This is a genomic window from Mycolicibacterium sp. XJ1819, assembly GCF_053483675.1.
This window is the reverse complement of sequence record NZ_JBEFST010000001.1, coordinates 1-13,692: the sequence shown is the minus strand read 5'-3', so window position 1 is coordinate 13,692 and position 13,692 is coordinate 1. Positions and strand designations below refer to the sequence as shown.

General features: G+C 61.8%; 12 protein-coding genes. 9 read left to right on the top strand and 3 right to left on the bottom strand.

Annotated elements, in window-relative coordinates; translation table 11 throughout:
• Position 1: 1 nt before the first annotated feature.
• The gene (locus ABQE89_RS00060; RefSeq protein ID WP_448412853.1) at positions 2-373 is read right to left on the bottom strand and encodes an acyl-CoA dehydrogenase family protein; all 372 of its coding nucleotides are present in this window, start codon (positions 371-373) and stop codon (positions 2-4) included.
• A 115-nt stretch (positions 374-488) separates the two neighbouring features.
• On the opposite strand from ABQE89_RS00060, the gene istA reads away from it, so the two are divergent.
• The 4 genes from istA to ABQE89_RS00040 all read left to right on the top strand — a co-directional run bounded on the left by istA (position 489) and on the right by ABQE89_RS00040 (position 3,994).
• Positions 489-2,039, top strand: a complete 1,551-nt coding sequence (gene istA / locus ABQE89_RS00055) for an IS21 family transposase (protein ID WP_448412851.1) — start codon at positions 489-491, stop codon at positions 2,037-2,039.
• Positions 2,036-2,620 carry an ATP-binding protein gene (locus ABQE89_RS00050; protein WP_448412849.1) on the top strand — a complete coding sequence of 195 codons (585 nt, stop codon included), beginning with the start codon at positions 2,036-2,038 and terminating at the stop codon, positions 2,618-2,620. The genes istA and ABQE89_RS00050 overlap by 4 nt, the downstream gene beginning before the upstream one ends.
• Positions 2,544-2,849 carry an ATP-binding protein gene (locus tag ABQE89_RS00045; protein WP_448412847.1) on the top strand — a complete coding sequence of 102 codons (306 nt, stop codon included), beginning with the start codon at positions 2,544-2,546 and terminating at the stop codon, positions 2,847-2,849. Before ABQE89_RS00050 ends, ABQE89_RS00045 begins: the two co-directional genes overlap by 77 nt.
• Positions 2,850-3,532: 683 nt before the next feature.
• Positions 3,533-3,994 carry a MarR family winged helix-turn-helix transcriptional regulator gene (locus tag ABQE89_RS00040; RefSeq protein WP_448412845.1) on the top strand — a complete coding sequence of 154 codons (462 nt, stop codon included), beginning with the start codon at positions 3,533-3,535 and terminating at the stop codon, positions 3,992-3,994.
• Between the two features lie 47 nt (positions 3,995-4,041).
• Here the strand turns inward: ABQE89_RS00040 and ABQE89_RS00035 are convergent, their stop codons facing one another.
• Entirely contained in the window at positions 4,042-5,667 is a 1,626-nt protein-coding gene (locus tag ABQE89_RS00035; RefSeq protein ID WP_448412843.1) for an AMP-binding protein, read from the bottom strand.
• A gap of 429 nt (positions 5,668-6,096) precedes the next feature.
• On the opposite strand from ABQE89_RS00035, the gene ABQE89_RS00030 reads away from it, so the two are divergent.
• The 5 genes from ABQE89_RS00030 to ABQE89_RS00010 all read left to right on the top strand — a co-directional run bounded on the left by ABQE89_RS00030 (position 6,097) and on the right by ABQE89_RS00010 (position 11,390).
• Entirely contained in the window at positions 6,097-6,711 is a 615-nt protein-coding gene (locus ABQE89_RS00030) for a TetR/AcrR family transcriptional regulator (protein ID WP_448412841.1), read from the top strand.
• A 289-nt stretch (positions 6,712-7,000) separates the two neighbouring features.
• A complete protein-coding gene (locus ABQE89_RS00025; protein WP_448412839.1) occupies positions 7,001-8,212 on the top strand; it encodes an acyl-CoA dehydrogenase family protein in 1,212 nt (403 codons plus the stop codon).
• A gap of 242 nt (positions 8,213-8,454) precedes the next feature.
• Complete coding sequence (locus tag ABQE89_RS00020; RefSeq protein WP_448412837.1) at positions 8,455-9,630, top strand: acetyl-CoA C-acyltransferase; 1,176 nt, start codon at positions 8,455-8,457, stop codon at positions 9,628-9,630.
• Between the two features lie 225 nt (positions 9,631-9,855).
• Entirely contained in the window at positions 9,856-10,626 is a 771-nt protein-coding gene (locus ABQE89_RS00015) for an SDR family NAD(P)-dependent oxidoreductase (protein ID WP_448412835.1), read from the top strand.
• Complete coding sequence (locus tag ABQE89_RS00010) at positions 10,623-11,390, top strand: enoyl-CoA hydratase-related protein (protein ID WP_448412833.1); 768 nt, start codon at positions 10,623-10,625, stop codon at positions 11,388-11,390. Before ABQE89_RS00015 ends, ABQE89_RS00010 begins: the two co-directional genes overlap by 4 nt.
• 320 nt (positions 11,391-11,710) lie before the next feature.
• Here the strand turns inward: ABQE89_RS00010 and ABQE89_RS00005 are convergent, their stop codons facing one another.
• A complete protein-coding gene (locus ABQE89_RS00005) occupies positions 11,711-12,823 on the bottom strand; it encodes a CaiB/BaiF CoA transferase family protein (RefSeq protein WP_448412831.1) in 1,113 nt (370 codons plus the stop codon).
• Positions 12,824-13,692 lie beyond the last annotated feature (869 nt).

Sequence of the window (13,692 nt, the reverse complement as noted above, 5' to 3'; positions counted from 1 at the left end):
TTCATCTGTTGATCACCAGCGCACGGCTCTGAGCTGTCGAGACGGTCACCACTTGCGGCAGGTTCTTTTGCTTTTGGGCCTCGGTGCTGAACGGGGGCATCAACTCGGCGACCAAGGTGTGACCGGACATCGCGTCAGCCAGACTCGTCCATGCCCGAGACAGCTCCTCAGTGACCTCGGCGTAACACAGCGCGCACACCGGTGAGTCACCACAAGCTTCGGGAATCGCCCCGAAGATTCCGATCTGCTTTATCTGCTCAATCCGCGCGCTGGATACTCTTTGGCGTGCTCGACTTTGCGGACCGGTGGCTTCGCCATGCTGTCGTTTGCCAGGAGAAAGGGACCAGTTTGGAGCCGGTTTTGCCATGAGCATGGGACCACCTGTTTGCCACTGATGGGACCACCTGGCTAGTTGTTTTGCCAGTTATGGGACCACCCCCTCGGCGTGGCTTCGGGGCTTCCGGTTGCTCGGCCGCTGTATTGGCCGAATGAGCTACCGGGAGGTGTCGGTGATCGAGATCAGGGAGATGTTGCGACTGTGGTTGGAGGGTCGCGGGTTGCGGGAGGTGGCCCGGTTGTCGGGCACGGACCGCAAGACGGTGCGCCGCTATGTGGACAGGGCCCGCGCGTGCGGCCTGGACCGTGACGGCGATGCTTGTCAGTTGACTGATGAGCTGTTGGCGGCGGTGATTGCTGGGGTGCGCCCGAGCCGGCCCAACGGCAAGAGCGAGCCGTGGGAAATCATCGCCGCCCAGCACGGCCAGATCAAGGAGTGGCTGGATGCGGACCTGACGCTGACCAAGGTGCACACACTGCTGGGGCGCCGAGGTGTGATGGTGTCGTATCGGACGTTGCATCGGTATGCCGTAACGGAATTGGACTTTGGTCGGCGGAAGACCACGGTGCGAGTGGCCGATTGTGACCCCGGTGCGGAGGTGCAGGTCGACTTCGGCCGGCTCGGGATGCTCACCGATGCTGCCGATGGTCGGCGTCGTGTGGTGCAGGGGTTGATTTTCACCGCGGTGTATTCGCGGCACATGTTCGTCTGGCCGACGTATCGGCAGACGCTCAATGATGTGATCGCGGGGTTCGAAGCCGCGTGGGCGTTCTTTGGAGGGGTGTTCGCCGCGGTGATTCCCGACAATCTGAAGGCCATCGTCAACCGCGCGGACGCGACCGATCCGAAGCTCAATGACGCCTTCCGCGAGTATGCCCAGGCCCGGGGATTCGCGATAGACCCGACCCGTATCCGCAGCCCAAAAGACAAACCCAGGGTGGAGCGGATGGTGCAGTACGTGCGCGGCAATTTCTTTGCCGGAGAAGACTTTCGGGATCTCGCCGACTGCCGCGCTCGCGCCGAGCACTGGTGCGCGCAGGTGGCGGGCATGCGGGTGCACGGCACCACGCGCATGCGTCCCGCCGAGGTGTTCGTCGCCGAGGAGGCGCCCGAACTCAAGCCGGTGCCCGATGAGGTGTTCGACATTCCGACCTGGACTCACCCGAAGGTGGCCCCGGATCGGCACGTACAGGTCGCCAAGGCGCTCTACAGCGTTCCCGGTGAGTTGGTCGGGCGGCGGCTGGATGCCCGCGCCGATACCCGCACGGTGAAGCTGTATTGGCGCGGTGAGCTGATCAAAGTCCACCCGGTCATGGCACCCGGGCGCCGTCACACTGACCCCGCTGATATGCCGGCCGAGGTGTCGGTCTATGCGACGCGGGATCTGAATACGTTGCAGCGCAAGGCATCAGCATGTGGTGAGCATGTTGGTGTTTACGCGGCGGCGGTGTTGGAGCATCCGTTGCCGTGGACCAAGATGCGCCAGGTGTACCGGCTGCTGGGTTTGGTGCGCCGCCACGGCGCCGACGCGGTCGATGACGCCTGTCGCCGCGCTCTGGATGCCGAGGTCATCGACGTCGGGCTGATCGAGCGGATGCTGACCCGCGGCGCGGGCGAACAATTGCCGCTGCTGCCAGCCCCGCCGACAGCGTCGCGGTTCGTGCGTGAGGCGACTGATTTCGCGGTGCGGAGGCCCTCATGAGCGGCGCCCGACGTCCCGACGCCAGCCCGGCGGTCAAGCCGATCGAGGTCTCGGCGGACCTCAAAGCGCTGATGCGCCGCCTCAAGCTCGGCCAGCTGCTCGACACCCTGCCCGAGCGGTTAGCGCTGGCCCGATCCAATCGGCTACCGCATCACGACTTTCTGGAGATGCTGCTGGCCGACGAGGTCACCCGGCGTGACCGAAAATCCGCACAACTGCGCGCCAAGGCCGCCCATCTGGATCCGCAGATGCAGCTACAGGCCTGGGACGACACCGCCGCAGTCACCTACGACCAGCAGCTGTGGGCCGAGCTGACCTCGCTGCGGTTCCTCGCCGACGCCTACAACGTGCTCATCATGGGACCCGTCGGTGTCGGAAAAACATTCCTGGCCAACGCATTAGGGCACATCGCTGTTCGCCGTCACCACAGCGTGCACCGAACGCGCCGACAAACTGTTCAAACGCCTGCGCGGAGCGCGGCTGGACAGCAGCTACGAAGACGAGATGCGCAAACTGCACCGCGTCGAGTTACTCATCATCGACGACCTCGCGCTGCACCGGCTGGAGGCCACCGAGACTAGCGACTTCTACGAGTTGATCGTCGAACGCCACCGCACCGCGTCCACCATCATCACCAGCAACCGAGAACCCCCCGAGATCCTGACCATGATGGCCGATCCACTGCTGGCCCAATCCGCGATGGACCGACTGCAATCTGCCGCCTACGAACTCGTCATCGAAGGCGAGTCCTACCGGCAGCGCCAGAAACCCCGACCCGGCAAGCCGGCCCATCCGACTCCGTCGGATTGACCGGCAGGCCCCTCATCGGCCACCATCACATCACGGCCCGCGACCGGAGAAACCCGGTCCCATACTCATGGCAAAACGGTGGTCCCATCACCCTGGCAGGCGACAACCATGCGATTGATGAGGGATCGCGATGCCGCGGCAAGCATGGCTTCCTCGTCGGAAATCGCAGCCGGCGATGCGCCGCAGCCGTCGAAAGCGTCAGTCGATCGGGTGGCTGCATTCACGTAACAGAGGTCTCGCGGCCGGCGCAGTTGTGTGATGAAATCAAGGACATCAAGTAGGGCAGGAACGCCTACCGTGGTAATGAGCCTGATGAGCTGACCTAAACAAGCTGCGGACCAACTTCTAATGGTCGGTTGAAGTACCAGTCGAGCGGTTCACCGCAGTCGGGCGTCCAGCCTTATGGGGTGGGCAGGTGTGTCGAAGCTGTAATCCCGGGACACTGGCGGCTCGTCGGACGGGGCGCGTCGCATGTTGTGCGCTGCCATACAATGTGAAGCATTACTAGTGCCTATTCAGCAGGCGCGCTGTTCGCACTGCGCTGCACAACGGAATCTGAAGACGAATGACGAGAGGTGCCAGAGGCCGCATCTACCCGAGGCGGTGTCAGCGCCAGCGAGCCTGCGCCAGCGCCCCACCGGGGCAGGCGAGCCGCGTGGCTTCCGCGAGAGGAGGACGAGGCGATGACGGGGTTCAGCCACGAGCTGGACACACCGCCGTGGCGGCGGGTCGACGGAACGATCATGTCGACGGCCAGGGCAGTGCGCAAGGTCTACGACCGCGCGTTGAGTGATCTTGGTCTGACTCTGCCCGAGGCCAGCCTGCTCGCCTATATCGCCGAGAGCGAACCGTCCACGCAGACCCAGCTCGCGGAGCGGCTAGGTGGCGGTAAAGCTGCGCTTGGCAGCCGCGTCGATCGGCTGGAACGGATGGGCGCCATCCAGCGGCGGGCCCACGACACCGATCGTCGAGTGTGGCTGATTCACTTGACGGATAAGGGTCAGGAGTATGTGGATGCGATCACTAAGATCGACCGACGCCTACGAGAACGGCTTCGCCATGGGATCGGTCGTGAAGATCGCCAACAATTGGCCCAGACCTTGACGCGGTTGCAGGCCAATCTCGAATCGATGCTGGCCACCTAAGGCGCACCCTTCATTGCTCGCCAGCACTTTGACTGTCAGCAGCGTTGTCACCGACGCCGTTCGGTCGTGTCGATGCTGAGACCGAGCAGCTCGAAATCCCACGCCGCCGAGTTGTCCTTGGTGCGCAGAACGTGTTTCTGGACCCGTCCTGTCGGACTCATCGGGAGTGCCTCAACGAATTCGACGTAGCGCGGCACTGCGAAATACGGCAGCGTGGAACGGAAAAACTGATGAAGCTCGGCTGGCTCGAACGCGGCCCCAGATTCACACACAATGACCGCCTTCACATCGTCTTCTCCCAGTGGTGAGGGGACGGCATGCACGGCAATCGCAGCGATCTTAGGGTGACGCACCAGCGCGGCTTCGACCTCTGCCGAGGAAATGTTCTCGCCGCGACGGCGCATTGCGTCTTTTTTCCGATCAACGAAGTACAGATACCCATCCTCATCAGCACGAGCAAGATCGCCCGTGTGATGCCACAGATCTCGGGATGCATCAACGGTGGCTTGGGGGTTGTTCCAGTATCCCTGAAACATTACATCGCGCTCACGAGGTCGAATGACGATCTCCCCAACGTCACCCACCGGTACTTCTCTGCCATTGTCATCGTGCAGCTGAACGTCGAGCACCCCGACGGGTTTGCCTATGCTCCCCAGCTTCGCCGGTGTCCGGGACATGGGTGAACCGGTGATCGGTTGGCATTCGGTTTGCCCATACATCTCGCTGATGACTTCGACTCCAAACCTCGCGGCCATCCGATGCTGGGCTTCGATCGCCATCGGCACGAATACAGCCAGGCGCAGTGAGTGATTTCGGTCCGCATCAGACTCAGGCGTCGCCAACAAAGCCGTGCCCATCGGCCCGACCCCAAACGCCACTGAGGCGCGGGTTCGCCGCGCGGCCTGAAGGAACCCACTGGCGCTGTAGCGCTCAAGGTAGGCAATCGAATTGCCGGCCATTAACACAGGCATCAAAGCAATGCCTTGACCACCGAGGTGAAAAAGGGGCATGGCGCTCAGCGTGCGATCACCTTCGCGTAACCAGTCGTTCTCGTACCACGGCCACAGCATCGCGGTGTAGTACCCGTGACTAAGGCAGCATCCCTTCGGCATCCCCGTCGTTCCCGAGGTGTACATGACTGCCAACAGATCAGACTGATCGATCGAAGCCGTCGGCGCGCGATGGCCGCCAGCCAGAAGCTCCCTAAAGGCCGGGGCTGTCGAAGTTGTGGCGGGATCGTCATCGACGGAGATAATGACGCGGAGATCCGGCAGCCGGTCAAGGATCGCCTCAGTGTGCATCATCGCCGGCGTGTCGCCGATAAGCGCTTTAGCCCCGGAATCTGCGAGTTGGTGAAGGAGAAAATCACCCTTGAGGTAGGGATTGATAGGCACCTGAATCGCACCCAGTTTCGCCAACGCAAAGAACGTCAGCAGGTACTCGATGCGGTTGGGAAGGACGATCGCGACCCGATCTCCCTTGGCGATGCCCAGTTCGGCCAGCGCCCCGGCCAGCGCATCGGACTGCACGTGGACATCGGCGTAGGTGAGCCAACTGGAGTCGTCGACGTCCTGGGCGCATTGCAGGAAAGGCCGTTGGGGGTCCTTCTCCGCCCAGAACTCAAGTCGTGACGCGACGGTCCGCCATGCTTTCCACTCCTCGTGAAGTGCCACTCGTCCCCTCATCAACCGATCGTTCTAATAGCGAGGGGACTGTAGATAACCGACTGGGCATCCGTCAAGCCCAAGGCCGTCGCAATACGCCACGACAGCGACGCCACCCAGGTCAAATGCACCCACCGTGTACCGGTCGCAATTGTGTATCTTGCCGCGGCAATAAGCGCGCCCGGCGACTGGATGACGGGTGCGCACCGCATCAAATTCCGGGTAGTGGGGTCATCTCTGGAAGCCTCACAGCAGCAGGTCACTGACGAATCAGCCGCACGTATGGACTTCCCGTCACGGAGCCGCCAGAATGGCAGCACCATCTCGTACAATGCTAGGGACGGTGGCGAGGGATCAGTTGGGTGATCGCCGTGCCGACGGCTAGAGGGTTAGGGCTTGTGCGCAACACTGCGCGACGTAGGCGACGGGAGACGGTTCGTGCCATCTGTGTCGAGAGAGGTGCGGGCCAGCAGTGGTAAACGACGCCCGTCCCTGGTGCTAGAGATCGCGCGCCTTTTCCGGCGCCGAGGTTTTCACGGATCGGCGATGAGCGACATCGGTGACCACGTCGGTCTCAATAAGGGCACTCTGTACTACTACTTTCCGTCCAAGTCGGACATGCTCTACGCCATCTACCAGGAAGCCTACGGTCGACTCGACGACAATATTGCCGAGGTTCCAGAAGGATTGCCCCCTGAGGAAGAACTTGTCGCCACTCTCAAGGCGATCATGCGGACGGTGGGCGCGATTCCCGACGTCATCGCAGTTTATTTCCAGGAGCACCCTTGGCTTGAGACCGCGCTCACCGAGGAGCAGGCGCGGGTCATCAGGGCCAAGGAGGCCGCATTCACCGATCGACTGCGCTCTATCATCAATCGCGGTGTTAGGGCCGGATCTTTTCGCCGGGTCAACGACCAACTCCTCACGGTTCAACTGTTATCTATGATGTCCTCGCTGCACCGCTGGCGTCTGGCCGAGAACGAGGCTTCCGCTGAGTTGGTTACCGACACCATCGTCAGCTATCTCTATGAGGGCATCCGTCCGAACCGCTAGAGTTGGATCGCAGCGCTGCTCGCGCGATCGCACGCGCCCGTCGTGGCGCATCAGTGTCCCAATGTGTTCCGTGGTCAACTGCGCCCACCGGTTCTAGTGCAATTCGCTGGGCCCCAGCTGTCTTGTTGCTCATTGCGAATCGCCTGCAGACTTTGCTCTACCCAATATGGTACGGCACTATATGATCAAGTAGCATACTGTATGACTCTTGTCGGATCCGCGCGCAGCGTGTTTCATCGTCATCACTGATCAAGGGATAACGCCGCGGTCAGAATGCTGAGGAGGCCCGATGTTGCAATGGACAGAAGAGCAGATGATGTACCGGCAAGCAGTTCGCCGCTTCGTCGACACCGTGATAGTGCCCCAACGCGAGGCGCTGGAGTTCGAAAACCATCCGCCCTATGAGATTCTGAGGCAGTTCTACAAAGAGTTCGGTGTCGGGCAAGCGGCGCTGGAACGCTTCGAAGCGGCGATGGCGGGGGGTCCGCGCCCACCGCGGCATGCCGCCGAAAAACTTGTTCCGCTCGTGGAATTCGCGCGGTGCAGCCCCGGTCTTTCGGTAGCGCTAGGAACGAGTATCGACCTGACAGCCGGTGCCATCTTGCGCGGCGGCTCGGCAGAGCAAAAGCGTCGATGGGTGCCCGACCTCCTCACCCTGGAGAAGATCGGCGCCTGGGCGATCACCGAGCCCGATTCAGGCTCAGACGCATTCGGTGGCATGCGCTCGACCGCGAGGCCGGTCGACGGTGGGTGGCTACTCAACGGCAGTAAGACCTTCATCAGCAACGGCCCGTACGCAGATACATTGGTCTTCATCTGCAAACTGGACGATGGGTCGGGCATTCCCCACAGGCAGCGCCCGATCTTGACCTTCGTGCTCGAGAGCGGCACCCCCGGTCTGATCCAAAGCAAGCCATTACGCAAAATGGGCCAGCATTCGTCGCCCACCGGGGAGCTTCAGCTTGAAGATGTCTTTGCCGAGCCCGACCGCCTCCTGGCCGGCCGCAGGGAAAGCCCCAAGAAGGAGGCTGGGCGAGAGCGTAACTCCGGTGCCAACGCAACCTTTGCCATGGAGCGCGCGAGCGTCGCAGCGATGGCATTGGGAATCATCGAACGGTGCCTTGAGCTGTCGACAGACTACGCGCGAACACGTGTCCAGTTCGGTCGCACCATCGGTGAATATCAATTGATCCAGCTCAAGTTGGCGAAGATGGAAGTCGCTCGTCTGAACGTGGAAAACTTGCTGCTGCAATACATGGCCATGGCCGATGCTGGAGTGAAACCCTCACTGGCCGAAGCCTCGGCAGTCAAACTCTATGCGGCACAGGCGGCTATGGAGGTCAGCCTGGAGGCCGTCCAGGTGTTCGGGGGCAACGGCTACATGTCTGAATACCACGTCGAGCAGCTTTGTCGTGATGCGAAGGTCCTTCAGATCTACGGTGGTACCGACGAAATTCAGGTTCGAGCCATCGCTAGGGATCTAATCTCCCGCGGTGTGTAACCGATGCCGCCAACGCTGTTGTGCCGCAAGCGAGAACTGCAAATAGGTGCAGGTCAGGCGGGCATTGTCGTAGGGCGTCGACATCGATATCAGGAATTGTGCTGTGCAGTCGACGCTTCTTCTAGGCCAATCAAGTTTCGACGGTATCGGCGGCGCCCGCCTTGGCCGCTTGCTCAACATGCCCGCGCCAGATAGTATGGATACGTATAGTATGTAGACATCAAGTAGTTGGGTGAACAGTCGTGAAAGTCGTAATAGCGGAAGCGGTGCGCAGTCCGTTCGGCAAGCGCAACGGTGGGCTGGCCGGTGTCCATGCGATTGATCTACTCGGTGCAGTCCAACGCGCCGTGATCGATCGCGCGGAAATCGATCCCGGGTTCGTGGATCAAGTCATCACCGGGTGCGTGGCCCAGGTCGGTATGCAGGCACTTAACGTCGGCAGGAACAGCTGGCTTGCGGCGGGTCTGCCGTCGCACGTGCCAGCCATTACGCTGGATGCACAGTGCGGCTCGTCGCAGCAGGCAGCCACGCTCGGATACGCCGCCATCGCATCCGGGACCGCCGACGTGGTGCTTGCGTGCGGTGTGGAGGTGATGAGCCAGGTCAAGATGGGCTCCACCGTGCCGAAAGATCCTGATTGCGGCAAGCCCATCAATCGAAGCTACTGGGCGCACCATGAATACACCTCCCAGTTCGAGGCTGCCGAAAGGATGGCCGAAAAGTGGGGCATCACTAGGGAAGTGGCCGATAAGTTCGGTAAACTGTCCCAAGATCGCGCCGCCGCTGCGCAGCAGTCCGGCGCGTTTGACTCCCAAATCGTCGGAGTTACAGCGCCCGTGCTGGGCGACGACGGCCAACCCACCGGCCAGACGGTCACGATCACTCAAGACGAAGGCATTCGCGAAACCAAGTTGGAGACCCTGGCGACTCTGAAGCCGACCGGCCGAAAGGATGGCGTCCACACCGCGGCAACTTCGTCGCAAATCTCCGACGGAGCGTCGGCGGTGCTGATGATGTCTGAACAGCGCGCCGCTGAGCTGGGAGTGCAGCCAGTCGCTGAGCTCGTGGATGCATTGCTGGTGGGCACTGACCCGGTCCTTATGCTCACCGGCCCTATCGACGCCACGCGCCGTATCTTGGACCGCAACCACATCGCGATGAGCAACATCGACCTCGTCGAGGTCAACGAGGCTTTCGCATCGGTGGTTTTGGCCTGGGAGCGCGAAACCAAAGCCGACATGGCACTGGTCAACCCCCACGGCGGAGCAATCGCTCTGGGACATCCGCTGGGCGCCACAGGAACTGCCCTCATCGCAAAGGCTGTTCACGGTCTACGCAATACCGACGGCGAACAGGCGCTCATTACCATGTGCTGTGGCGGCGGTCTGGGAACCGCCACGCTGGTCAAGCGTCGATGAGTTCGTTCGTGTTGGAGGTGTATCTCCCATCCCGATCGCGCCTGCCGTCCCGGTCCCAGCTGTTGCAGTGCATCCACGGTCTGTGGCGCGGCGGTGCGGCGGACCCAAGGTCGTTCGTTACCACCTCTGTAAAACCGCAAAGGCAAGAATGAGCGGTGGTCACTGGTCAGCACGGCGGCCGTGCCACTTGAAACGTGCACCTGCACAATTGAACTCGGAGGATTTATGCTAGATCTGAGATCGGCCTCGACCATCGTCACCGGTGGCGCTTCTGGCCTCGGCGAGGCAACTGCGCGCGAGCTCGCCGCACTCGGTGCACACGTGGTTATCCTCGACCGCAATGAGGAGGCTGGCACGGAGTTGGCCAAGGAACTCGCTGGTTCCTTCGTAGCCGCAGATGTCGCCGACACCGAGGCGGTTCAATCTGCGGTCGCCGTTGCCGCCCAGGCCGCGCCCCTGCGCGGCCTGGTCAACTGCGCGGGTCTGAGCAGAGCCATGCGGACCGTTGACCGCAACGGTGAGCCGTTCGACTTCAAGCGATTCGAATTCGTGATCCGAGTTAACCTGCTAGGCACCTTCAACTGCATCCGCCTGGCCGCTGCCGAGATGGCCAAGCAGGAGCCGCTCGAAGACGGCGAGCGGGGGGCCATCGTGAATACCGCATCCGTGGCTGCCTTCGACGGCCAAGTGGGACAGGCTGCGTATTCGGCGTCCAAAGGCGGAATTGTCGGAATGACACTGCCCGTGGCCAGAGATCTGGCAGCACTCGGGATTCGGGTAAACACCATCGCCCCTGGACTCTTCGACACCCCCATCTATGGCAAGGGCGAGCAGGCCGACGCGATGAAGAAAGGTCTGAGCAAGGACGTCATCTTTCCAAGACGGCTCGGCCACCCTGCCGAGTTCGCCTCACTTGCCAAGGAGCTTCTCTCCAATAGCTACATCAACGGTGAAACGATCAGAATCGACGCCGCGACCCGCCTCGGGCCACGATGAGCGACACTCAAGATCCTGAGGCTCTCGTTGAGCGCCGAGATCGAACACTGGTAATACAGCTCAACAGACCGGGCGCCCGCAACGCCATCAACAGCGCGATGACATCAATTCTCATCGACTCTATCCATGAACTCGATGAAGATCCCGGCCTATCAGTCGGTGTTATCACCGGCTCCGGCAAGGGGTTCTCCTCGGGGATGGACCTTAAGGAGTTTGCTACGCAGGGCACGCCGAAGGGCCTGTACTCACTACTTCGAGAGGGCAGCCGTAAACCGCTGATCGCTGCCGTCGACGGCTTCTGCCTGGCCGGCGGCCTCGAACTAGCGCTCATCTGCGACATCATCCTGGCATCCGAGCGGTCGCGGTTCGGCATTCCCGAGACCCAGGTGGGTTTGTTTGCCGCGGGCGGGGCAGTTATTCGGTTGCCTCGCCGCATGCCCTACGGCGCCGCGGCGCAATTGGCTTTCACCGCGCAACCTATCACCGCTGAAGAGGCCTTCCGGCTGGGGTTGATCACTCACCTCGTCTCCGACGACGAGGTCCTCGACGAGGCATTGCGGCTGGCAAATCAGATCGCTGGTAATGCACCCCTGGCGCTGGCGGCATCCAAGACCATCTTGCAGGCCGCCGCCGGGGGGCGCATCGAGGAAGAGTTGTGGGCCATGCAAGTCCCACTGATCAAGCAGGTTTTCAAATCAGAGGACGCGAAGGAAGGCCCGCGCTCCTTCGCGCAGAAGCGCTCACCGGTCTGGCAGGGCAGCTGACAGCACCGCGGAGGGACCCCCACACCCCCTAGCACTTCTGTCTAAGAACCGACCCGTTACCGGGGCATCGACGCCAAATCATCCTGCAAGCTAACTGTTTCCACCGGTTACGCAGCACTGTGCGCGGCTTCGGCTCCTCGGTTCAGCTTCGACGGCGAACCGGTTCTCGCTTGGTATCCGCGCGTAGCAGCAACCGTCGCAGCCCGTTCTATAGAGATTCAAGCCCACGCTTTGGCGTTGGCGACCGCCGCGACCCTTCGGCGCGCCCATCCGCACTGTGTGCGGCAGCCGCGCACGTGGGTCCGTTGATCTTCAAGGCATCACGTCGTGGGCGTGCTGCGCAGCCAATCTCGCACCACGGCGTCGGTGTCGGACCCGACTTCGCGAGGGGGACGGACTGGATCAGGCGAGCTACGCGAAAAGCGCGGTGCGGGTGCGGGATACCAGGCGTTGTTGATGCTGATGAGTGTGCCGCGTTCGGCTATGTGCTGGTCGGTGGGCGCTTCGGCGAAGGACAGCACCGGTGTCACGCACGCATCGCTGCCGGCGAACACATCGGCCCAATGGTCCCGATCGTGTGCAGCGAAAGTGGCCCCAATCCGTGCCCGCAGCTCGGGCCATGTAGAGCGGTCGGTTTGAGCGGGCAGCTCGTCGGCGGTGAGTCCAAGGCCTTCAACCAGTGCGGCGAAGAATTGCGGTTCGATTGCCCCGACCGCGACGTATCGTCCGTCAGCACATTCGTAGGTGTCGTAGAAGGGAGCGCCGGTATCAAGCAGATTCGTGCCGCGCTCATCTGACCACAGCTCGTTGGCCCGCATCGACCACATCATCTGGGCCAACAGAGTGGAACCGTCGACCATCGCCGCGTCCACCGTCTGACCCTTACCTGATGTGCGGCGCTCCCAAAGCGCCGTCAGGATGCCAATCAGGAGCAGCATGGAGCCGCCCCCGAAGTCGCCAACCAGATTCAACGGCGGTAGGGGACGTCCTCCCGCACGGCCGATCGCATGCAGCACGCCATTGAGTGAAATGTAATTAATATCGTGCCCGGCTTGCTGCGCCCGCGGCCCGGTCTGACCCCACCCGGTCATCCTCGCATAGATCAATCCGGGGTTTACATCGCCACAGTCGCTAGGGCCTAAGCCGAGTCGCTCAGTGACTCCAGGGCGGAAACCCTCAATCAAGACGTCGGCCTTCGCGATGAGCTTAAGGACCAGCGTGCGGCCCTCATCAGATTTCAAGTCGGCACATATCGACCGTCGGTTGCGCAACGTGGCGTCAATGCGCCGGGCGCGCCCATTTTTACTCGTGGCCGGCGGGCGATCGACGCGCACGACATCTGCCCCGAGATCGCCAAGAATCATCGCGGCGTGCGGTCCCGGGCCAATGCTCGCGAGCTCGACGACGCGAAGTCCATTCAACGGTCCGGCCATGGCAACACCTCACTGTCAGCGTGGACATACACAGCCGCCACGGAAGGTCGATAGAGCCCTGTGTAGGCGGCACCTAGCAATCCCGACTCCTAACCCAGCCGGTTCAGCCACACCACCTGGCATAACCTGCGGCGGTGCACCAGCGATTTGATCAGACTTCATTCGATCGGTCAAATTGCATCCCCTGTCTCTGATTGTGATCCGTCTGCCATGCATTTGCACAGGCGCTCAACATGCTGCTTACCTGGGATTATGCTCGCCTCATAGAAATGATCATCGAACCAGCCGATCGTTTGATAGCAAGCAATGGACCTTATCCGCGCGTCCGCGCCGCCGTCCAACGTGACGATGGGCGCCCGGGGCCGTCTCCTGGCGTGCTCAGTGCTCTCGCGTGGCGGTGAGGGCGTGAATTGCGGGCTAAGGAGGACAACTACGGATCTGGGGTGCTGGTCGTTGGTGGTAGGCGATTCTCGGCGAGGAGCTCCTACCTCACAGCAGCTGTCGGTGGTGCGTCCACCAAGGTGGTGTACGAGTCGGGACCTGATTAGCGGTGCCGGCGTGTCGTAGCCGAATGAATGAAGGTCATCGCGCGATTCTTCGGTTCGACCTCGTGCATACGCTTCGGGCTATACAGGGGCAGCATTGCTTTCCGCATGACGGTGTTGTCGGGTTAGTCCAACTCAAGGGGCTACAACCGCCTTGGGATGAGTTTGTATGGCGTTGGGAAAGCCCGAGAACGTCGCCGGGTCGCGGAGGGCCGGGCCGTACAGACCAGCTCATAGCCGGTTAATAACCAAATCCGCCACGCGGGACTGTAGAGCACCGGGCCCTTCGACCGTAGTTCTCATACCGCCGCCTGGAAGGAATCG

Coding starts and splice junctions, on each gene's coding strand:
- ABQE89_RS00010 (WP_448412833.1), top strand. CDS start 10,623: ATGAGCGACACTCAAGATCCTGAGGCTCTCGTTGAGCGCCGAGATCGA.
- ABQE89_RS00040 (WP_448412845.1), top strand. CDS start 3,533: ATGACGGGGTTCAGCCACGAGCTGGACACACCGCCGTGGCGGCGGGTC.
- ABQE89_RS00045 (WP_448412847.1), top strand. CDS start 2,544: ATGCGCAAACTGCACCGCGTCGAGTTACTCATCATCGACGACCTCGCG.
- ABQE89_RS00050 (WP_448412849.1), top strand. CDS start 2,036: ATGAGCGGCGCCCGACGTCCCGACGCCAGCCCGGCGGTCAAGCCGATC.
- istA (WP_448412851.1), top strand. CDS start 489: ATGAGCTACCGGGAGGTGTCGGTGATCGAGATCAGGGAGATGTTGCGA.
- ABQE89_RS00005 (WP_448412831.1), bottom strand. CDS start 12,823: ATGGCCGGACCGTTGAATGGACTTCGCGTCGTCGAGCTCGCGAGCATT.
- ABQE89_RS00025 (WP_448412839.1), top strand. CDS start 7,001: ATGTTGCAATGGACAGAAGAGCAGATGATGTACCGGCAAGCAGTTCGC.
- ABQE89_RS00015 (WP_448412835.1), top strand. CDS start 9,856: ATGCTAGATCTGAGATCGGCCTCGACCATCGTCACCGGTGGCGCTTCT.
- ABQE89_RS00060 (WP_448412853.1), bottom strand. CDS start 373: ATGCTCATGGCAAAACCGGCTCCAAACTGGTCCCTTTCTCCTGGCAAA.